The organism is Bacteroides caecicola, assembly GCF_023337095.1.
Lineage (GTDB): Bacteria > Bacteroidota > Bacteroidia > Bacteroidales > Bacteroidaceae > Phocaeicola > Phocaeicola gallinarum.
In genome coordinates this window covers 59200-78532 of the sequence record NZ_JAMBLM010000010.1, presented here as the reverse complement: position 1 = coordinate 78532, position 19333 = coordinate 59200, and the positions used below count along the sequence as shown (strand labels likewise).

At 45.2% G+C, this 19333-nt stretch carries 16 protein-coding genes and 2 pseudogenes; 6 read left to right on the top strand and 12 right to left on the bottom strand.

From position 1 onward, the window contains the following. Positions 1 to 3: 3 nt before the first annotated feature. The 3 genes from M3085_RS10680 to M3085_RS10670 form a co-directional block, all read right to left on the bottom strand. Entirely contained in the window at positions 4 to 681 is a 678-nt protein-coding gene (locus M3085_RS10680) for an NUDIX hydrolase (RefSeq protein WP_178256178.1), read from the bottom strand. Between the two features lie 29 nt (positions 682 to 710). Further along, positions 711 to 1856: an aldose epimerase family protein gene (locus tag M3085_RS10675; RefSeq protein ID WP_410554622.1), complete on the bottom strand. Its 1146-nt coding sequence runs from the start codon at positions 1854 to 1856 to the stop codon at positions 711 to 713. Positions 1857 to 2310: 454 nt separating this feature from the next. Further along, complete coding sequence (locus M3085_RS10670; RefSeq protein WP_191709266.1) at positions 2311 to 4065, bottom strand: sodium:solute symporter; 1755 nt, start codon at positions 4063 to 4065, stop codon at positions 2311 to 2313. A 325-nt stretch (positions 4066 to 4390) separates the two neighbouring features. On the opposite strand from M3085_RS10670, the gene M3085_RS10665 reads away from it, so the two are divergent. Next, positions 4391 to 5455: a mannose-1-phosphate guanylyltransferase gene (locus M3085_RS10665; protein ID WP_178256175.1), complete on the top strand. Its 1065-nt coding sequence runs from the start codon at positions 4391 to 4393 to the stop codon at positions 5453 to 5455. Between the two features lie 96 nt (positions 5456 to 5551). On the opposite strand, the gene tpx is transcribed toward M3085_RS10665, so the two are convergent. Continuing rightward, complete coding sequence (gene tpx / locus M3085_RS10660; protein ID WP_178256174.1) at positions 5552 to 6055, bottom strand: thiol peroxidase; 504 nt, start codon at positions 6053 to 6055, stop codon at positions 5552 to 5554. A gap of 59 nt (positions 6056 to 6114) precedes the next feature. Next, positions 6115 to 6735, bottom strand: coding sequence for a ribosome biogenesis GTP-binding protein YihA/YsxC (yihA, locus tag M3085_RS10655; protein ID WP_178256173.1), 621 nt, complete (start codon positions 6733 to 6735; stop codon positions 6115 to 6117). 295 nt (positions 6736 to 7030) lie between these two features. On the opposite strand from yihA, the gene M3085_RS13875 reads away from it, so the two are divergent. The 3 genes from M3085_RS13875 (at position 7031) to M3085_RS10645 (ending at position 9168) form a co-directional block, all read left to right on the top strand. Continuing rightward, positions 7031 to 7153 (top strand): hypothetical protein, encoded by a 123-nt coding sequence (locus M3085_RS13875; RefSeq protein ID WP_262921566.1) that lies wholly within the window; start codon positions 7031 to 7033, stop codon positions 7151 to 7153. Between the two features lie 404 nt (positions 7154 to 7557). Next, on the top strand, positions 7558 to 8022 hold the full coding sequence (locus tag M3085_RS10650) for a hypothetical protein (RefSeq protein WP_239466458.1): 465 nt from the start codon (positions 7558 to 7560) through the stop codon (positions 8020 to 8022). Positions 8023 to 8028: 6 nt separating this feature from the next. Further along, positions 8029 to 9168, top strand: a complete 1140-nt coding sequence (locus M3085_RS10645; RefSeq protein WP_249052980.1) for a DUF4377 domain-containing protein — start codon at positions 8029 to 8031, stop codon at positions 9166 to 9168. 311 nt (positions 9169 to 9479) lie between these two features. On the opposite strand, the pseudogene M3085_RS10640 reads toward M3085_RS10645, so the two are convergent. Then, positions 9480 to 9620: pseudogene (locus M3085_RS10640) on the bottom strand (alpha/beta hydrolase); the annotation flags it as partial. A 57-nt stretch (positions 9621 to 9677) separates the two neighbouring features. Between M3085_RS10640 and M3085_RS10635 the strand changes: the two are divergent. Both M3085_RS10635 and M3085_RS10630 read left to right on the top strand, forming a co-directional pair. Continuing rightward, positions 9678 to 9953: pseudogene (locus M3085_RS10635) on the top strand (helix-turn-helix domain-containing protein); the annotation flags it as partial. Positions 9954 to 10238: 285 nt separating this feature from the next. Beyond that, positions 10239 to 11609, top strand: coding sequence for an MATE family efflux transporter (locus tag M3085_RS10630; protein ID WP_249052979.1), 1371 nt, complete (start codon positions 10239 to 10241; stop codon positions 11607 to 11609). A gap of 8 nt (positions 11610 to 11617) precedes the next feature. Here the strand turns inward: M3085_RS10630 and M3085_RS10625 are convergent, their stop codons facing one another. The 6 genes from M3085_RS10625 to M3085_RS10600 form a co-directional block, all read right to left on the bottom strand. Continuing rightward, complete coding sequence (locus M3085_RS10625; protein ID WP_191709836.1) at positions 11618 to 12358, bottom strand: SDR family NAD(P)-dependent oxidoreductase; 741 nt, start codon at positions 12356 to 12358, stop codon at positions 11618 to 11620. Further along, positions 12351 to 16619: a DEAD/DEAH box helicase gene (locus tag M3085_RS10620; RefSeq protein WP_249052978.1), complete on the bottom strand. Its 4269-nt coding sequence runs from the start codon at positions 16617 to 16619 to the stop codon at positions 12351 to 12353. Before M3085_RS10620 ends, M3085_RS10625 begins: the two co-directional genes overlap by 8 nt. A 6-nt stretch (positions 16620 to 16625) precedes the next feature. Further along, positions 16626 to 17429: a hypothetical protein gene (locus M3085_RS10615; protein WP_249052977.1), complete on the bottom strand. Its 804-nt coding sequence runs from the start codon at positions 17427 to 17429 to the stop codon at positions 16626 to 16628. 273 nt (positions 17430 to 17702) lie between these two features. Then, positions 17703 to 18125: an RNA-binding S4 domain-containing protein gene (locus tag M3085_RS10610; protein WP_178256169.1), complete on the bottom strand. Its 423-nt coding sequence runs from the start codon at positions 18123 to 18125 to the stop codon at positions 17703 to 17705. A 10-nt stretch (positions 18126 to 18135) separates the two neighbouring features. Beyond that, positions 18136 to 18699, bottom strand: a complete 564-nt coding sequence (gene pth / locus M3085_RS10605; protein ID WP_204498851.1) for an aminoacyl-tRNA hydrolase — start codon at positions 18697 to 18699, stop codon at positions 18136 to 18138. 34 nt (positions 18700 to 18733) lie between these two features. After that, positions 18734 to 19330 carry a 50S ribosomal protein L25/general stress protein Ctc gene (locus M3085_RS10600; protein WP_178256167.1) on the bottom strand — a complete coding sequence of 199 codons (597 nt, stop codon included), beginning with the start codon at positions 19328 to 19330 and terminating at the stop codon, positions 18734 to 18736. Between the last annotated feature and the right edge of the window lie 3 nt (positions 19331 to 19333).

Below are 19333 nucleotides of genomic sequence, written 5' to 3'. Positions count from 1 at the left end.
CTTCTAAAGTTTGAATTTCGGGTCTTTTTGATAAGACTTATCATTGAATTTATAAAGATAAGCTCCTCTGCGAGATCCTGTTTTATCTATTTTATCTGTTTTTTCAATGAATCCCATGTCGGCGATTCGTTTGCGGAAATTCCGCTTGTCCATTGGCTCGCCATATATGGCTTCATACAAGCTTTGCAGTTGCGACAGGGTAAATAACTCAGGCAGCAAGTTGAAGCCAATGGGCGCTCTCGATGCTTTGTGTTTCATGCGCGTCCGGGCTTTTGCCACCATCTCCGAATGGTCGAATATCAAGTCAGGAAGTTCGTTTATATTTACCCAATAGGCATTATGCTGCTGAACTAATTCACGGTCGTATTCATTGATGTTTATCAGCGCATAATATGCCAGTGAGATTACTCGTTCTCCCGGGTCGCGATCTACTTCACCGAATGCGCCGATTTGTTCCATGTAAACATTCTCCAGACCGGTCAATTCACTTAATACACGTTTGGCTGCATCGTCCGCACTTTCGTTTTCTTGTATGAAGCCGCCCATGAGCGACCATTTCCCTTTTGCCGGCTCAAAGTTCCGTTTCAATAAAAGCAGGTTGAGTTCTCCTTTATCGAAGCCGAAAATGATGCAATCGATTCCGACATAAAATTTCGGATTTTGTTTATAATATGCAGTCATATAGTGTAATTGTTTTTCAGTACAGATTTTTATTTCTCTACACCGAATTTAAAGATACAGTGGCTGTGGTACGTTTGTCCCGGTTCTAACACAACTGAAGGCCAGTGTGCTTTGTTGGGGCTGTCAGGATAGTGCTGCGTTTCCAAACAAACGGATGCACGTTGCGGATAAGCGATGCCTTTCTTTCCTTTTACAGTACCGTTGAGGAAGTTGCCGGTGTAAACTTGGATACCCGGTTCGTCGGTATATACTTCCAGTGTGATGCCCGTAGTCAGACCCGTCAGTTTGGCTGCCACCTTATTAATGTCGCCTTTGGTATTTAGTACCCAGTTATGGTCGAAACCATTTCCGAATTTCACCTGTTCGTTGTCAAAGTTAGTCACGTCGGGAGCAATCGGTTTGGGAGTATTGAAGTCGAACGGAGTACCTTTAACAGCCATCATAGTGCCGTCGGTCATAAACGTGCTGTCTACCGGAGTGATGCTGTCGGCTGCAATGTATAAAACATGGTCGATTGCCGGTACCGACGGGTTGCCGTTCAGGTTGAAATAAGAGTGGTTGGTCATGTTGATAACCGTTTTCTTATCCGTTGTGGCATCGTATTTGATGTCGATGGCATTATCGGCCGTAAGCGTATAGGTTACGTTTGCCGTAACGTTTCCGGGGAAGTTGTTGTCTCCGTCCGGCGATTTCATGGTCAGTATGATGGTGCTGTCATTGGTCTGGTTGGCTTCATATACCTGATATTGCCATCCCGTAGGACCACCGTGCAGGCAGTGACCGTAGTTGTTCTGCGGAAGCTGATAAGTAGTACCGTCTATCGTAATTCTTCCTTGATTGATTCGGTTGGCATAGCGCCCGATGGCTGCACCGAAATCACTTGGTATGTTTTGGTAATCAGCTATGCTGTCGAAGCCTAAAACCACATCGGTCATGTTCCCATTTCTGTCGGGAACCATGATTGAAACCAAGCGTCCTCCGAAGTTTGTCACACACACTTCCATTCCTTGATGATTCTTCAGCGTATAGAGCTTTACCGGTTTCGTGCCATCTACCATTGTTTCAAAATTGGCGGGATTCAAGCCCGATAAAGTCAGCGTAGATTGTTCTTGCTTTTGCGCACATCCGCTAAATAAGATGAGAGCTGCGCTCATACCCAAAAGTGATTTTCTCATGTTTTCCATAACTTGTATTTTTCTTTGTTTTACTTGTTTTTTTTATTTATGGTGTAAAAGTAACACTTAAAATAATTCGTTGTGTATTCCCCGGTTATGTTATGCAACATAAATGTATATTTTTTATTCTGTATGCCCTGCAAAAAGTGTCGGATTAACAGGAAGATAGAGTAAATGGTGTATGGCTGGGGAGGGGATTGCCTGAGCTTTGTCCGGCTTTATGGAAGACTTGAAAAACGCTTGCGGTAAGACCGACTGACGCTATGGGTAGAAATGGTCAACGCTTCCGCATGGACAGGGCAACGCTAACGGTAGCGTTTTCCGGGTATGTCAGGAGGACTTTTCTTCTGCTTTCATAAGCTGTGAAAGTCTGAGCAAATCTAAAAATAAAGGGAGAACGTTACACAAAGTTCTCCCTTCGAAAATTTAGGCATATATAAATATTTAGGAATATTTACCAGAAATATGCATAGAAAGCGGCACAAAGTGCAACAACGCCTAACGTTGAAATAATATCCCACTTGTTCCAGCTTCTGAAAATTTCTTTTTTGTATTCCGGCGTGAATGTGATAGCTTCTACCTGAGCTTTTGACGGAGCAGGAGTGAAGAAAGAAACAACCACCATCAGCAGGATGATGAATACGAGCAGCCAGATTTCGAAAACAAGCCAGTTGGTTTGCCAGAACCATGTAGTGTTTTCCCAGAACGCTCCTTCCATCACAGCGTTTCCGTTTTTGGTAATCACATTGGTTATCAAGCGAATCATACCAATGATGAAACCTCCGATTAATCCCCACTGGCCGGCAAGCGGAGTGATTTTCTTAGAGAAAATACCCATTGTAAATACTGCCACCATCGCCGGAGCCAGCAGTGATTGGATATTCTGCAAATAGCTGTACAGTGTATCCATGCTCATCATGACCGGCATCCACGCCAATCCCAGCAATACTACGATTACGGTAGCGATACGTCCTACCAATACATAGTGAGCTTCACTCATGCCTCTTTTCATCGGCTTATAGAAGTCTTCGGTAAAGAGGGTTGCGCAAGAGTTGAAGAATGCAGCCAAAGAAGCTACAAGGGCGCAGATGAAACCAATGGTAACGATACCTTTCACGCCGGCAGGCAGGATGAATTTTACCATTTGGGCGAAAGCAGCATCGGTATCCGGGATGTTGGTTCCGGCTTTCATTGAGAAAGAGAATCCGCTTTCAGGGTCTTGTGCCAATGCTGCAGCAATCATACCGGGGATAAGGAACATAAACACCGGGAACAGTTTGAAATAACCGGCAGCAATCGTACCACGGCGTGCACGCTTCATCACTTCTTCGTTTGCCTCGCCTTTGGTCTGTCCTAACACACGCTGTACGATGTGTTGGTCGGTACACCAGTACCAGAAGCCGATGATACTTGCTCCGATGAATACAACGAATCCGGGATATTCTTTATACATAGGGTCGCCTTCTTCCCAGTGGAACATGTGGGTTGTTCCGTAGCCGTCATGCAACTGTCCGCAGAAGTCCATCATGGTAGTCCATCCGTCGGCAATGTTTCCTCCACCCAATGTGGCAAGACCGAGGAACAGCACGAGGAACGAACCGACGATAAGAATCGGGGTCTGGATAGCAGAAAGCGTCATTACCCCCTTCATACCTCCGAATACGGTAAAGATGGCAGTGATGGCAATCAGTCCGATGGCTCCGTACCAGAAAGAAATACCCAGCAGGTATTCAAAGAAGATACCGCCCGTAAACGCTGTAACACTCACTTTTGTCAGCACATAAGCCACAAGCGTAATAATAGACAGCCATGAGCCGGTGGTTTTCGTGTAACGGAATTTCAAGAAATCGGGCATGGTGATAATCTTACCCAGTTTGTTATTAAGTAATTGGTAAAACGGAACGAAGAGCCAGCCTAAGATAAGAATCATCCATCCTTGCATTTCCCAGTGAGCCATTCCCACGCCGTCTTTCGCTCCGGTTCCGGCAAGTCCTACCAAGTGTTCAGACCCGATGTTGGCAGCAAAGATAGCTGCACCGATGATGTACCACGGTTCGCCTTTACCAAACAGATAATCTTCACTGTTTGCCCCTTGTTGCAAACGTTTGTCCTTTTGTACAGAGCGATATACCGCCCATCCTACTAATATGACTCCCACTGCGATGATTAGCCAGTCGAGCCATACAAATTCTTGTGAATTCCAGTTCATGATTTTAAGTATTTAAATTATTTAATGTATCTGATTTCTTGGCTGTCAGAAGGTTTTGGTTATTCTTCCTATTGAGTGTATTTCTAACACTAATTCGACTGCAATATTAGGCATTATGTAGATAAGTTGTTTCATAAAAGCTTATGTTATAAAGCAGGTTTCTTGTTTTTTTTAATATCGTAAGTAGATTCTTGGTTTTCGGACGCACGTGTTATACAGTATGTCACCCGATTTAATGAATACGGATGGGATTTTTTGCTAAATGGATTTTTTTATTCGGATAATTGATTATCTTTGCGATATCCATGTTAAAAACATTGTACTTATGAATCCGAATAATAATCATTTGGTCATTATGGCAGGCGGTGTAGGAAGCCGTTTCTGGCCGATGAGTAGCACGCAGATGCCCAAACAATTTATAGATGTGTTGGGATGTGGACGTACGCTTATTCAACTCACTGTAGACCGTTTTAAAGATATTTGTCCGCCGGAAAATGTTTGGGTGGTTACATCTGCCGCTTATGCAGATATAGTAGAAGAACAGTTGCCTGAAATAGCAAAAGACCATGTATTGTTAGAACCCTGCCGGCGTAATACGGCTCCGTGTATTGCTTACGTAAGTTGGAAAATCAAGGCGAAAAATCCGAAAGCGAATATTGTGGTTACACCGAGCGACCATATTGTGATAGACGGACGTGAGTTTACCCGCGTAGTGACTTCTGCCATGAAATTTACGGCAGATTCGGATGCCATTGTTACATTAGGGATGAAAGCTACCCGTCCGGAAACGGGGTATGGTTACATTGAAGCTGATCTTTCGATGGCGTGTCCTTCGAACAAGGAGATTTATCGTGTAGATGCTTTTAAAGAAAAACCCGACTTGGAAACTGCCGAGCGCTATCTGCGCCGTAACAACTATTTTTGGAACGCAGGTATCTTTGTGTGGAATGTTAATACGATAGTAAATGCCATCCGTGTTTACCAGCCGCCGATGGCAAAGATATTCGAACGCTTGCTACCTTATTATTATACAGATAAGGAACAGGAATTGATAGATGAGGCTTTCCCGGCATGTGAGAATATTTCAATAGACTATGCCGTGATGGAGAAAGCTGATGAGATTTATGTGTTCCCGGCTTCTTTCGGATGGAGCGATTTGGGGACATGGGGGTCGTTGCATGAGAACTTAAAGAAAGATGCCCATAACAACGTGTGTATCGGTCAGAATATAAAGGTATACGAATCACGGAACTGCGTAATTCACACCACGCAAGAAAAGAAAGTGGTAGTTCAGGGATTGGATGAGTATATCGTGGCGGAGAAGAACGACATGCTGCTGATTTGCCGTTTGAGCGAGGAGCAGCGCATCCGCGAGTTCTCAGAAGATTAAGACCTGCTTGATATAAAAAAGGCACGTATTTCAACAAACGTAAACTGTGTGCGTTTGTATGAAATACGTGCCTGATTGGTTTATAAATTATCCTTTTTACTTAATAGCTGCCAAAGCTGACTCGTAATCGGGTTCTTGCGTGATTTCAGGAACCAGTTCGGTATAAACAACCTTACCCTCAGGATTAATAATTACTACGGCGCGTGCCAGTAAACCACACAACGGGCCATCGGTCATTAAAACACCATATTTTTCTCCGAAGTCTGACGTATATCGGTAGTCCGACAGTGGAACTACGTTTTCAATGCCTTCGGTAGTACAGAAACGTCCTTGTGCGAAAGGCAGGTCTTTTGATATAGCCAGAACTATCGTATTAGGCATCTCGGATGCCAGCTTATTGAATTTGCGTACCGATGCTGCGCATACACCCGTATCCATGCTCGGAAAGATGTTCAGCAAAATATTTTTGCCGGCGGCATCGGCTAAAGTAAAGTTTCCTAAATCGCCTTTTACCAATGAAAATTGCGGAGCTTGACTCCCAACTTTTACGAAGTCACCTGCCAATGTAACAGGAGCTCCCTTAAACGCAGTTGTTGCCATAATTGTTTTAACTTTTAGTTTGATTTATAGAAAGAAAACAAGTAAACCTCTTGTTTTGTTCAACCCTCATCGGAGATTTGTGAACTTAATGAGCGGTTTACTGATTCAATGTAATTCAGGATTTCATCGCGTCCTGTTTTCTTTTCAGAAGAAGAAATGAAATAAGGCGGCAGTTCCTCCCATTGTTCTTGCAGTGTTTTCAGATACAGCTCTACGTTTCTGTTTGTTTTCGATGTGCTTTGTTTGTCAGCTTTTGTAAAGATGATAGCAAAAGGAATGCCGTTTTCTCCCAGCCATTCAATGAATTTCAAGTCATTGTTTTGCGGGGATAATCTGCTGTCTACAAGTACGAACAGACAAGTCATTTGCTCACGTGTCAGAACGTAATCCTCTATCATCTTTTTGATTTTATCCATCATTTTCTTGCCGCGCTGCGCATAACCATATCCCGGCAGGTCCACCAAATACCATTCTTTGTTGACCAAAAAATGATTGATGAGCAACGTCTTGCCCGGAGTAGAGGAGGTCATTGCTAATTTAGAGCGTTGGGTAAGCATATTGATGAGGCTTGATTTCCCTACGTTCGACCGTCCGATAAAAGCATATTCGGGCAGGTTGGTTTTCGGACACATGTCGGCTCGCGAGTTACTTATAACAAATTCTGCACTGGTTATTTCCATATATCTTATTTTATTGTGATACAAACATACGCAAAATCTATGGAATATCCGCCGATTTTCAGCAGATTAACGCAATATAATCTGTGAATTAAGTAGTTAAGAAAGAATCACGGAAGTTGGACTAAGGACTGAAATCCGTTTCAAAGCGGATTAAATGAAGAAGAGCAGTTCCCAAGTCATTACTTGATGAAGGTGCCGATTTAACAGACCCGTTCCGCTTGCTCTGCTCTGCGTAGGTTTGCTTATCAAGGGTTAACTCGTTAATTTATAGTTTTGCAACCCCAAAAGGACGAGTATGACAAGAAGTACATTTTGTGTGCTTTACATGGGCAAACGCACCTACCGCAAGAAAGCCAACGCCGTGCGTCTGTGTGCCGATGACCTTATGAGTCGTGAACGGCACTCGTGTCGAAGGTAGGTTCTCTTTGGGGCAGCAATAAGTTTCTACAAGACAGGATAAAGGGCTGAAAATATAGAATGCACTCTAAAATCCATTTCCCAAGTAAAAAAGTACTATAAGATAGGGGATTATCGGAAAAATCTCCTACTTTTGTAAGCGGATTGAGGCAACTCTCTCCGGAATATACGGGAATAAAGAAGAAGCGTTATGCGCATCAAGTATTTGGGAACGTAGGAAATTTTCAAATTGCATACTCAGATGGCATAGTGGTTCTTACGCCATAGCGTGGGCTGCTATAACTACATCTGTATGCAAGGTTTCCTACGACCTCCAAATAAAGACGTGGCATAGTTGGCTCACGTTTTCTGTAACATCTAAATTAATATTCTTAGAGAGTCAATGAGAATTTTATAACGATGAGAATGAAAAAATATTTAAGGATGCTCTCTATGTTCATTGGCACTTTCCTGCTGATGTCTTTAACGAATTGTACCACATCTAAATCTGTTGTCTCGCAAAGTGCTGATTTGTCTAAGTACAAATATGTAGCACTCATAGATAATGATACGTATAGAATTCCACCTGAACTTATACAATATCAAATACAATTATACGATGCGGTTGAACAGTCTGGGTTAACATTGATAAATCAATATCGTATCAACGAATTGACACGGAACGAACAATCGGCATTATTGCTTGCAACTATTGGCGTTACTGCAAGTCAGGAAGAAACTGTTATCACCGTCAACTTTATTGACTTCGACAGCGACCGTCCCTTAGCATCTTGTCGAGGTGCTTATACTACGTTGGGCCTCAGTTCGAATGCCGATATTAAAGGTGCTATTAAACGTGTTGGCGAACAAATCTCAAAAACTTTTAAATAAACAGTCATGACTATCAAAAATCTTTCTCTCATTTTATTGGCAGCCTTAAGTTTTATATGGGGTGGTTGTGACAATGACGATACATTGGGTGATACCTATGCGGATATAATCATGTTGGTGTCCGAAACAACTGTTTATGAACCCGTATGGGGTTGTGACACTCCGGTGGAACATATGCTGGTGAAAGAACAATCTGCTACGGAATGGCAACCGCTTGTTATGGGTAGCATTGAAGGCTTTGAATACGTGCAAGGACATGCCTATGAGTTGAAGGTGCGAAAAACTACTCTTGCCAATCCACCACAGGACGGAGCGAGTTACACTTATCGGTTGCTTGAGGTAATAAGCGATACGCAACCCGACACTCCTGTTTCACCTGAAGAGTGGCCAGAAGAAGCAAAGTTCAAGTTTAAAATGGTGCAACTGAACCCGTTTATGAATTTAGACACGCCGTTAGCAGCACCTTTTGACCTTTTGACCTTTAGGATATTTGACCATCAAGACGAATATACTCCTTTGGGCTATCCCGAGTTCCTGCAATATTACGATTCGATTGTGATGTCAACTGCGGTCATGCCCGATACCTATTGTGTCTATCAAAAGAAAACGGATGAGAGTAGTACGTCCGAAAAATTCACATCTCAATGGAGTTCCTATTTCTTTGAGAAAAACGATTTCCCGATAATTCTAAAAGGATACAAAGACGGTGCTGTGAAATATGCATTTCAGATGAAACAAATCATGCGTGAAAGGGATTTCCTAGGGATCGATTGGAAAGATGGAGGCATTACGCTTGCCAATCCGCAATCCCATGTCGTTTATTGCGTACTTGATACTCGTTATGAGTTCCTGTTGACCGACACCCAACTACGGAACAACATCCCTTTCGTGAAAATCAAAGTGGCATTTGCATCTGACCTTACTGATGCAGAAAATCTGAAAAGGCAAGAAAACGGACTGCGCTGGTTGCTGGAAAAACATTTGGGATATAAAACTTTCGAGACTATTGCCGACTTCAAAACATTACCAGAAGATGCAAGCATCGTGGAAACTTATGGTAATGAGACTACACGTGCTGCGCTTCTTCATTTTAAGGATAATGATTTTCATGAAGAATGCTATTACATAATCGCCGAACCGAAATAATATCTCAAGTTTCGGATGACGATTTGTTAAGTCAATAGAATATCACAAGCAGGCAAAAAGAAAAATGAAGCCATTTTCTTTTTGCCTGTTATATTTCACTATATTTGCATCCGTAAGAGTTACCCCAATAAGCAAAGCGATGCAGACCACGGCAATTAGAACGGTTGCCAACTCATTACCCCAAATCGAGGTAATTCTTCTAACTCTCTTGATTTCAGAGAGGTTTATTCCTTATACAGATTTACATAAATCTGTGAGATAACAGCAGAAAAGGTGCAGGTTTGAGCAAATATTCTCTTTACGGCAAACGCTTAATCTAAACTTTTCTGGTGTAGCCACATTGACAAATGTTCTGCCACTTCTGCATTGTTTAAGTCGGACATGGGGAAATGCGTATTGCCATGTAACCCGATTTCAGGTAAATGAATAACTGTAACATCGCCACCTCGCTTCCAGTTCTTTTATCTCGTCTGCTGTGAATATTTCATTCCGATAAATTGGCTGCCGATGGTTTGCCTTCCGTACAGTATTGTGCCGATCAGCTCTGTCTTTCGCCAAACTATTTGGGCGATTTGCTGCGGAAAGAAACGGGGCTTTCTGCCTTGAAACATATTCAGCAGAAGACGTTGGAAGTGGCAAAAGAACGCTTGTTTGGTACGTCGAAAAGCATCAGTGAAATAGCTCACGAGTTGGGCTTCGCTTACCCGCAACATTTCAGCCGGTGGTTTAAGAAATATACCGGATGTACGCCAAACGAATATCGAGGGCAGACATCAATGGAATGATGGATAAACCTGTCTCTCTGATTGACATAAAGCAAAAAACGCTTGTATATTCTGTTATTAATGAATGCAGGCTGCAAATTGTTCAAACTTTATCGTATTTTTGCGCGAATTTTTTGGAGAAAGCTGTTCCGGAGCGGTTCTGAACGGGGTGGAATCCGTCGAAAAACGCTACCCATAGAACGGGTGAACGCTATGGGTAGCGTAAGGCAATTCTACCGCATGGGATGACTGACGCTAACGGTAGCGTTTTACCGGTGAACAGCCCGTCAGAAAAACAGGAAAAATATGGCACAATCAAAAGAAATGACATCGGGCGCATGTTTGCCGCTGATTCTTAATTTTGCGATTCCCCTGCTGTTAGGAAACCTCCTGCAACAGGCTTATTACTTGGTCGATTCGGCTATCGTGGGAAAGTTTTTGGGCATTGACGCGCTTGCTTCGGTGGGAGCCAGCACCTCGGTGGTATTTCTTATTTTAGGATTTTGTAACGGCTGTTGCGGCGGATTCGGCATCCCTGTGGCACAGAAGTTTGGTGCGCGCGATTACGTTACGATGCGCCGTTACGTGTCGGTCAGTCTGAAACTGGCAGGAGTGATGTCGGTAGTTATTGCCATTATCACCTCGTTGCTGTGCGGATACATCCTGCGCTGTATGCAAACGCCGGAAACGATATTTCAAGATGCATATTACTATCTGCTGATTACGTTTATCGGAGTTCCTTGCACATTTTTTTATAATCTGCTTTCCAGCATCATTCGTGCTTTGGGAGACAGTAAAACTCCTTTTTGGTTTCTGCTGTTTTCTGCCCTGTTAAATATCATCTTGGATTTGGTTTGTATCCTCCTGTTTGGTTGGGGAGTAGCTGGAGCGGCAATAGCTACTGTGTTTTCTCAAGGCGTATCCGCGTGGTTGTGTTATCATTATATGTATCGTAAGTTCGACATCCTGAGAGCCACGGCTTCCGACCGCCGTTTTCGTCCCGAACTGGCCCGGCAACTGTTGGCAATAGGCGTACCGATGGGACTTCAGTTTTCCATTACCGCTATCGGCAGCATTATGTTGCAGAGCGCGAATAACGCATTGGGTACGGCGTGTGTGGCAGCTTTTACCGCAGCCATGCGCATTAAGATGTTCTTTATGTGTCCGCTGGAGAGTTTGGGTATTGCGATGGCTACGTTCAGCGGACAAAACTACGGTGCCGGACGTCCGGAACGAATCTGGACGGGTGTAAAATCGGCAGCGGTTATCATGCTTAGTTACGTGGCGGTGGTAGCCGTTATCCTGTGGACACTTTCCGATAAGTTTGCGCTGCTCTTCATCTCTCCGTCGGAACACGAAATTATCTACGATACAGCGTTGTTTCTTCATGTGTCGGTATCGTTTTTCCCTGTGCTGGGACTGCTTTGCATCTTGCGTTATACGATTCAGGGAGCAGGTTATACACGGCTCGCCCTCTTTTCGGGAGTGTCTGAAATGATAGCCCGCATACTGGTCAGCGTGATAGCCGTTCCGTTATGGGGATATTGGGCTGTCTGTTTCGGTGACCCTACGGCTTGGGTGTTTGCCGACGCTTTCCTGATACCGGCCTTTATTTATGTCTACCGCCGGCTTTGTGCCATCGTGAAACGTGAGCGTGCTGTTGCCGCTTCCGCCTGAGGGTGAAGTTAGTTGCGGATGTTCAGACGTTTCCACAGCGGACGCGGAATCAGCCTCCAAAAGAATACCAGCAAGCAGTAACGCCAGTCGATGACCGCAATGCGCTTACGGCGTTTCAGCGCGCGGACGATGTGTTGCGCCACTTTCTGCGGGCTCATCATCAGCGGATAATGTTTGCCGTCGTTTAATAATCCGGTAGCAACGAAGCCGGGGCGTATGTCGGTAAAACGGATGTCGGCGTGGTGCATACGTGCCGATTGTTCCAACGCATCGAGGTAGATGTTTTGAAACCGTTTGGTGGCGGAGTAGGCAGGTGCGATACCCAGTCCCTTTGTTCCGGCAATGGAACTGATGACGGCAATATGTCCTTTCGGTTGTTGGCAGAAATAACGGAACGCCGCGGTAGTCAGTCGGACGAATCCGGCGGCGTTGGTTTCCACCGTATCCAGTTCGATGTCGGGGTTGAGGCTGAAATTCTGATGCCCTATGCCGGAACTGTGAAAGTATAAATCCATACCTCCCAAGTCGTCGATAAGATTGCGTAGTGCCTGTTCCGCCTCCGGCTGACGGACATCAAGTACACGGTAACAAATACGGTCGGGCGATAGCGACTGTAACATCTTCAGTTTCTCTTCGCGGCGTCCGGCGATGCCGATGCGCCATCCCTCGCTCACTAACAGCTTTGCTACCTCGTAGCCGATACCCGAAGTAGCGCCGACGATAACGGCACGTTTATTGGTTTCACTCATGGTAGGTTCGTATTTCATATAAAAATTCTTCAAAGTCGGGTGTCTGCGGGTTGTTCTTCTTATAATAAAACCGTTCGCAGTAAGGCATCTGCTCGTTCAGTGGTTTCATCTCCCTTGTCAGTCGGTTACAGAAAGCCAAGTATGCGTGTGGGTTGGCGCGCTGTCCGCTATCGTCACGATAAAACGTAACATATCGGTTGTACGGATACGCCTTGACCAAATGATTGACCCACTGTGCAAGGCTACATGCTTCACCGATTGAGATGCGGTCGAACAGATTGGAGAAATTCAGTACAATCAGTTCGGAACGTGCGGCATGGTTTGGCCAAAGACCGGAAGGCACTTCGTCGGGGTGCGCATAAAAGAAGGTCTTTGTGCGGCGGTATTCATCCGTGCGGAAAAAAGTGTCGGCAGTTTCCTGCAAACACTTCTCCGGACAAACTCCGAGGTAAGTCAGTCCGGTGTGCGGCAGATTCCGGCAAACATCGGCAAAAGCCAAGCCCGATGCCCCCGACTCATACGCAAAGTCGCAGAAAACAATGTGTTCCGAAGTGTTACGCAGCAGTTCTCGTAACCGACTTCCGAACACTTCGTACAGCGAGCGGGCAGCAGCGTATTGCTTGCACATATAATAATAATTGTACAGATGAACGTAGGCTGCGGTATCTTCTCCGCCGGCAGTGCGGAAATCGGAACGTCCGTAAGCGATGGCTTCCAACTGGGATGCGCGAGACTCTGGAGCAGGAGGCGGAACTGTTTCCCGGAACGTCCTCTGGAAATGTTCCGGAACAGGATAAACTTCGCTTTGCGTATACCATCCTTCTGCGTATTCAGGCAGTGTGAACGAAGCCCGGCAAAAATCAGAGGTAGTAGACTCTACGTACCCGTTGTTCAGCCGGATGTATTCCATCAACTTATAAAAGGTAAGGTTTGCACCGAGAATATTCGGATTGCCGGTCAGCAGAAGTTGTTTCCGTGCACGGGTTATAGCAACGTTCAGCTTGCGGTCGATGGTAAAACGCCCTTCCTGAAACGAATTAGCCGTAAGAAAATTCAGTTGGCTCAGGTTGCGCACTGTGAAAGAGTAAATGATAACATCGCACTGGCTTCCCTGATAACGCTCTACGGTGTCGATGGATATATCGTTTAACGCAGGGATTCCGAGGCGGGTCACTTCCTTGCGTATCATGGCAATCTGGTTGCGGTAAGGGACAATCACCCCTACGGTTTTGTGAGCATCGAAATATTTTTCCGTCAGTCGGTAAACCCGTTGCAGCAAAACGCTGACGATACGTGCCTCATTGAGGTTCGTCTTGTCGGACAAAGCTGTATCATCCGGAGCTTCGGCAGGAATGAAAACCATGCGTCGGGTAAGCAGCAGGCGGTCGATGTCATCGTGAGGCGTATGGGTATCAGGGTAGGGGTATATCTCTTCCTGATGAGGCAATGGCACCGGCTCTAACCGCTCGTTATAGTAAAAAGCATTGTTCGGAAATTCGGAAATGGCGGGGTGCATACGTCCCTGCTTGCGTAAGACACTGCGAAACGCTTCGCCGCTTTGCTTGTATAAACGTTCGAAGAGCGAGTTCCGGCAGTCGTCTAATCCGATAGACTGAAGAAGCGGGTCGGTAACGGAGGCTTCTTCTGCCTGCTGGAGCGCAACGGCAGGCAACTGCTTGTAATCGCCGACAAGAATAAACTTCCCGATGGCATTGGTTTGTTCATGCCGGGCAGCAAGGATGCCTATCAAGTCAGGTTCCAAGATTTGCGAAGCCTCGTCGATAATGGCAAGTTCGAAACGCTTTAGGTTAAACAAATACGAACGGCTGTTGAGAGCGGTCGTCGTCCCTACAAAAATGCGGGTTTGGTTTATCTTTCGGCGGATGTCTGTCAGTTTGGGGCAGTCTTTCAGACTGTTTTTCAGTAAATAGGGCAAATATCGCTTGTCGCACGAAAATTCATGTCCGATACGAATGAACGGGGTTTGCAGGGCGATGCCGGAGTCGACCAGCATACTGCAAATTTCGTCCACGGCGCGATTGGTGTACGAGAGTAGCAAGATGGAAACCGCCGGGTCAGTCAGCGCCTCTTCTACCATATATCGTAAGGCACACGAAGTTTTCCCCGTGCCGGGAGGTCCTACGAGAAGGAAATAATCGTCCGCCTGTTTCTCTTTTAAAATCAGTTCGTCAAACCGCCCGTAAGAACCGTTCAGTCGGCGTTCGGGTGTTCTCGATGGTGCACGCTGGCACAGCAGTAATGCCTTGCGCTCCTGCTGTGCATTGAGAAAAGCATATAAACCGCGTATGCTACCCGACGTTGATACGTCTGAAGTATCGTGTTCCACGGCAAAAGTTTCCCCGTTTGCACCGATAATATCTTTGTTCTGTTGCCCGTTGCGTAACAGCAGAGTTAGTCGGTCAGGCTGTATTTCTACGATGCTTCCTTTCAACAAGATCTGTTGGCGTACGTCAGGTTCTCCGTCATAAGCATAAAAAATGACAATATCTCCCGTACGGAAATTAGGCAAGAAATCTTCTCCCTGTTGCGGAATATTCAGTTCGATAAGGTCGTAACCTTTATCGGGCGAGCTTTTACGCTTGTCAAGAATCGTCAGTCCGAGCAAGATATTCCCGGCTTCTATTTTCTCGTGAAGCGGGATGTGCCATGTTCCGGCGAAACCATTAGCCGGGTCGTTTCTGCCTCCCGTCTTGCTCAAAACAGATTCTTTAGAGATGAATGTAAAGAAGCACTGGAAGTAGGCACGTTCCAGTTCCGTACCTCCCTTCAGTGTGTTGATAATTTTTTGCAGTTCCGGCTTTTGGAAATCGTTCCACAGTCTGCCGCCGAAATGAAACTCATTCAAGGTTTCTGTGTCAATATTTTTGATAACCGATTCAATGCTTCCTTCGGCAAAAGCCATCTCGTTGGCTACGATACGGTTTCGAAGACAGATACTTTCGCGGAACAGATTTTCGGCAAAGTGTTCCATCATCAAACCGTCGCTATACTTTGAATAAAGCAAGAACGTCTGTATGTTTTCAGGGTTGCATCCGAAGTTGTACATCAGCACACCCTGATACAGCATCATCTGTACGAAATGGTCTTCCTTGTGGCTATGATGGTTATACTCGTCTCGTTTGCCCGACTTCTGTTCTACCAGTACGTTAAAATCTTTCTGCAACATATCCGTTCGTCCCTGCAACCCCAGACGCTCGCATATAAAAGAGGCTTCGAGCAGGATGTTATGTTTGTTGAAGGTGCGGATGTTTCGGGGAAATACTTCATGGACAAACGAGCGGATGTTACTCATTTGTGTTTGAGCCTGCGCATGAAAGTTGTCGGGAAGTTGACACGTACAAAACTCCAGCGCCGAAGAAGCGAAAAACTTTTTTACCGTGTTCGGGTAACTTACCGGGGCGTCTTCGCGTTCGTTGATATAGTCGTCCAGAAACTGGCTGGCGAGGTTACCTAACAGGATGGGTGCAGTGTTGGCTCTGGGTTTCAGCTTGTTGATGAAGTAATTGAGCGGATGTCTGCCATATTCTCGAAAACATACGGCAAGCGAGCTGATGTCTATCAGGTAGTCGGGGTGGACGATAACGAGACCGGGGATATACTGACGTTCATCATCAATCCGCACATCGAGCAGGTTGATGGGCATATTCTCGGTAAGGATGTCTTTCAGGTAAAGCAAATCGCCATTGTAACCGCCTTTGGCATAGTTGATTATAATGAACGGACTTTCATCGTCATCGGTTGCCGCAAAGATATGTGTGTCGTCCCAGCTTGTAACAGATGCGCGCAGATAGGGAAGCTGGGTTTGGCGACTCTCCCTGTACGGGCGGTTGGAAGCAGGTATTTCGGCAAGCAACGATGATGGTATGGGAGTGTCGAAACTTGCCGAAACAAACTGTGCGATGGCGCGCAAATCGTAACGGTATTCAGAAAGGTCGGTTTGGTAGTTGCCTTGTAAGGCAGCCTTGCAATTTCTGCGCATGGTCTGGATGGCATACCGGTCAGAAGGAGTCATCTTTTTTGCCTTGCATATATAATCCAACCGCGAGAAGAGATTGGCAAAAGCAAGTGTGGTTTCGGCAGTCAGTTCGTAGCAGGCTTGCTCTAATACTTTGTAAAGTTTTATGTACTTATCTTGCAGGTTTTCGAGCGAAGCCGGCGGGTGGCTGTGAATTGACTCGATGCGTTTAAACCAGTCGAAAGACTGGAGTTCGATACGCGATGTTTCCGGAACAGACATCATACAATATTAAGGTTGAGTAATAACCGTAAAAATGAGTCGGGCACTCTCTAAGTCCGGATAAGTGGTTTGGTAAGTGGCAGTTACATCTTCTACCATGCTCATCGGAACGAGCGGACTCTCACGTGTGATATCAGTTTGAGACATTAACATCATAACGTGGCTTTCGTTTCCGGCAAGGGTAATCGCGTACTCAATGTAAGACGTGCCTGTATCTTGCGTGTATTTCAGTTCTTGAGTGAAAATGCCGTTCGAACTTTGTCCCGCTCTGTTGGGCGCAATCGTTACACTGCCTTCCGTCTGCTCCTTGTTGGTGTAAGTAAAAGTGAAAATACTTTCCACCGCAACCGGGCTGTCTGCTATGATTTGTTCTTCCAACAGTTTGATGCTCGCTTGTGTCATGTTGGGAGCTTCTATATCGGTTGTTATGCTTGTTGTTTGAAAAGATACCGAAGTATATTCCACAATAATCTTCAGGGTATAGCTGTTACCCGAATTGTCATGGATGGCAATAGTGGCTTCGCCTAAGGTAGAAGGCTTGATAATCAGCGTTTCACCATCGTAATCAAAGTCTACCACCTCTTGGTTGGAATTGCGGATGATGTATCTGCCTCCATCTCCTCCGCTGATATGGAAACTTACTCCGTCATTAAACGGATTAAACGTAAGGGTGTTGGTCTCCTCATTGATGGAAGGAGCTTGCTCAGATATGCTGATTAACGTAATGGGCGAATAGTCATCGTCAGAGCAAGATGTTGAAATAAATGTACATGCTGCTAAAGTAATGCCTGCTAAAAAGTGTTTGAGTTTCATATCTCTGGTAGTTTAATGATGTAATTAAACAAAGTTAGAATAAAAATCTTACAGTTAAAACAGTATTAACCATAATTTAAGAAATTAAGGTAATGAAGATTACTTTCTTGCTGTACTGTGTGGTAGGGATGTTATATGAGGAAGAGGGAAATTTTGTGTCTGAAAGGACATTGAAATTCTACCCATAGCGTAAACCCTTCCATGCGGATAGGATGTCTGTTTCATCCGCATGAAAGGGTTTACGCTACGGGTAGAAAAATGTGGGGGTATGAACTATTCTTCGTCTTCGTCGTCGAAATCAAAGTCGAAGTCATCCAGATATTCGGGCGTGAAAAATTCATCCAAGTCGCGCCGTTCCTTCTTGGTCGGGCGTCCCGTTCCACGAGCCCGGTCTATAAATCCGCTGATTTTACTCATTTCCAACAATTCATATTGGTCGGGGGTGGTGACGTTTTCCATGATTTCGGGCACTAACTTGGCTCCTACACGCTTCTCGATAGCCTGTAACACCTTGAAAGAATAAGTAACGGGAGGCTTTCTCACCTGAATAACATCGCCCGGTTTCACCATGCGGGCGGGTTTCGCCTGTGCACCGTTGATTGATATTCTACCTTTTTTGCAGGCCTCGGCAGCAATTGTGCGAGTCTTGAATATGCGGGCAGCCCACATCCATTTGTCTATTCTTGCTTCGGGCATAGTCTTTTAGTTATTTGTTGTTATACAGATTCATCGTATTGTTCAGTCCTGCCAAGCAAAAACTTTTTACGATTTCTCCTGCCGTTTCCAAACGTTCTGGCATCAGTTTCATGTCTTCTTCGCCGAAATGTCCCAACACATAATCAATCTGTCCGCCCCGTGGAAAATCATTCCCGATGCCGAAACGCAGTCGGGCATAATTTTGTGTGCCGAGGGTGGTAGCAATGTGTTTCAGTCCGTTGTGTCCGGCATCGCTTCCTTTTCCTTTCAGCCGCAGGCTACCGAAAGGTAGGGCAAGGTCATCTACCACGATTAATACATTCTCAAGGGGGATTTTTTCTTGTTGCATCCAATAACGTACAGCGTTCCCGCTCAGATTCATGTAGGTAGACGGCTTGAGCAATATCAGTTGGCGACCTTTTAATGACAATGTGCTGACAGCTCCGTAACGCTTATCGCTAAAAACAATATTGGACGCCTTTGCAAGAGCGTCCAATACCATAAATCCTATGTTATGACGGGTATCTCGGTATTCATCACCGATATTTCCCAGTCCTACAATCAAATATTTCATTGACAGAGGGATTTTTGTTTAAAAGCGTTGGAAATTATTTTCCGGCAGCAGCCTGCGCGCCACGTGCGGCACGAGTCAACTTAACAGCGCAAACAACGGCGTCTTTTGCGTTTTGGATTTCCAAGCCTTCGTAGCTCAATTCGCCCACCTTGATAGTTTTTCCTAAGCCCAAAGAGCTAACGTTGATAACCATACGTTCGGGGATTACGTTGTAAAGAGCTTTCACTTTCAGCTTACGCATCTGAAGAACTAACTTACCACCGGCTTTAACACCTTCAGCCAAGCCTTCCAACTGTACAGGAACTTCCATTACAATCGGGTTGTTTTCATCGATTTGGTAGAAGTCTACATGCAGGATAGCATCGGTTACCGGGTGGAACTGGATATCTTTCATTACGGCGTTTACGATCTTTCCGTCAATGTTCAGATCTACTACATAAATGTGCGGAGTATATACCAACTTGCGCAAACCATCTACTGTAACTGAGAAGTGAGTAGCGATTTGTTTGCCGTTCTCATCTTTTTGAGATCCGTACAATACGCATGGAACACTGTCATTTCTGCGCAAGTCGCGCGTGGCCTTTTTGCCTGTTTCGGTTCTTGCAGAACCCTGAATTTGGATTGATTTCATTTC

Coding starts and splice junctions, on each gene's coding strand:
- M3085_RS10680 (WP_178256178.1), bottom strand. CDS start 681: ATGACTGCATATTATAAACAAAATCCGAAATTTTATGTCGGAATCGAT.
- M3085_RS10675 (WP_410554622.1), bottom strand. CDS start 1,856: ATGAGAAAATCACTTTTGGGTATGAGCGCAGCTCTCATCTTATTTAGC.
- M3085_RS10670 (WP_191709266.1), bottom strand. CDS start 4,065: ATGAACTGGAATTCACAAGAATTTGTATGGCTCGACTGGCTAATCATC.
- M3085_RS10665 (WP_178256175.1), top strand. CDS start 4,391: ATGAATCCGAATAATAATCATTTGGTCATTATGGCAGGCGGTGTAGGA.
- tpx (WP_178256174.1), bottom strand. CDS start 6,055: ATGGCAACAACTGCGTTTAAGGGAGCTCCTGTTACATTGGCAGGTGAC.
- yihA (WP_178256173.1), bottom strand. CDS start 6,735: ATGGAAATAACCAGTGCAGAATTTGTTATAAGTAACTCGCGAGCCGAC.
- M3085_RS13875 (WP_262921566.1), top strand. CDS start 7,031: ATGACAAGAAGTACATTTTGTGTGCTTTACATGGGCAAACGCACCTAC.
- M3085_RS10650 (WP_239466458.1), top strand. CDS start 7,558: ATGAAAAAATATTTAAGGATGCTCTCTATGTTCATTGGCACTTTCCTG.
- M3085_RS10645 (WP_249052980.1), top strand. CDS start 8,029: ATGACTATCAAAAATCTTTCTCTCATTTTATTGGCAGCCTTAAGTTTT.
- M3085_RS10630 (WP_249052979.1), top strand. CDS start 10,239: ATGGCACAATCAAAAGAAATGACATCGGGCGCATGTTTGCCGCTGATT.
- M3085_RS10625 (WP_191709836.1), bottom strand. CDS start 12,358: ATGAGTGAAACCAATAAACGTGCCGTTATCGTCGGCGCTACTTCGGGT.
- M3085_RS10620 (WP_249052978.1), bottom strand. CDS start 16,619: ATGATGTCTGTTCCGGAAACATCGCGTATCGAACTCCAGTCTTTCGAC.
- M3085_RS10615 (WP_249052977.1), bottom strand. CDS start 17,429: ATGAAACTCAAACACTTTTTAGCAGGCATTACTTTAGCAGCATGTACA.
- M3085_RS10610 (WP_178256169.1), bottom strand. CDS start 18,125: ATGCCCGAAGCAAGAATAGACAAATGGATGTGGGCTGCCCGCATATTC.
- pth (WP_204498851.1), bottom strand. CDS start 18,699: ATGAAATATTTGATTGTAGGACTGGGAAATATCGGTGATGAATACCGA.
- M3085_RS10600 (WP_178256167.1), bottom strand. CDS start 19,330: ATGAAATCAATCCAAATTCAGGGTTCTGCAAGAACCGAAACAGGCAAA.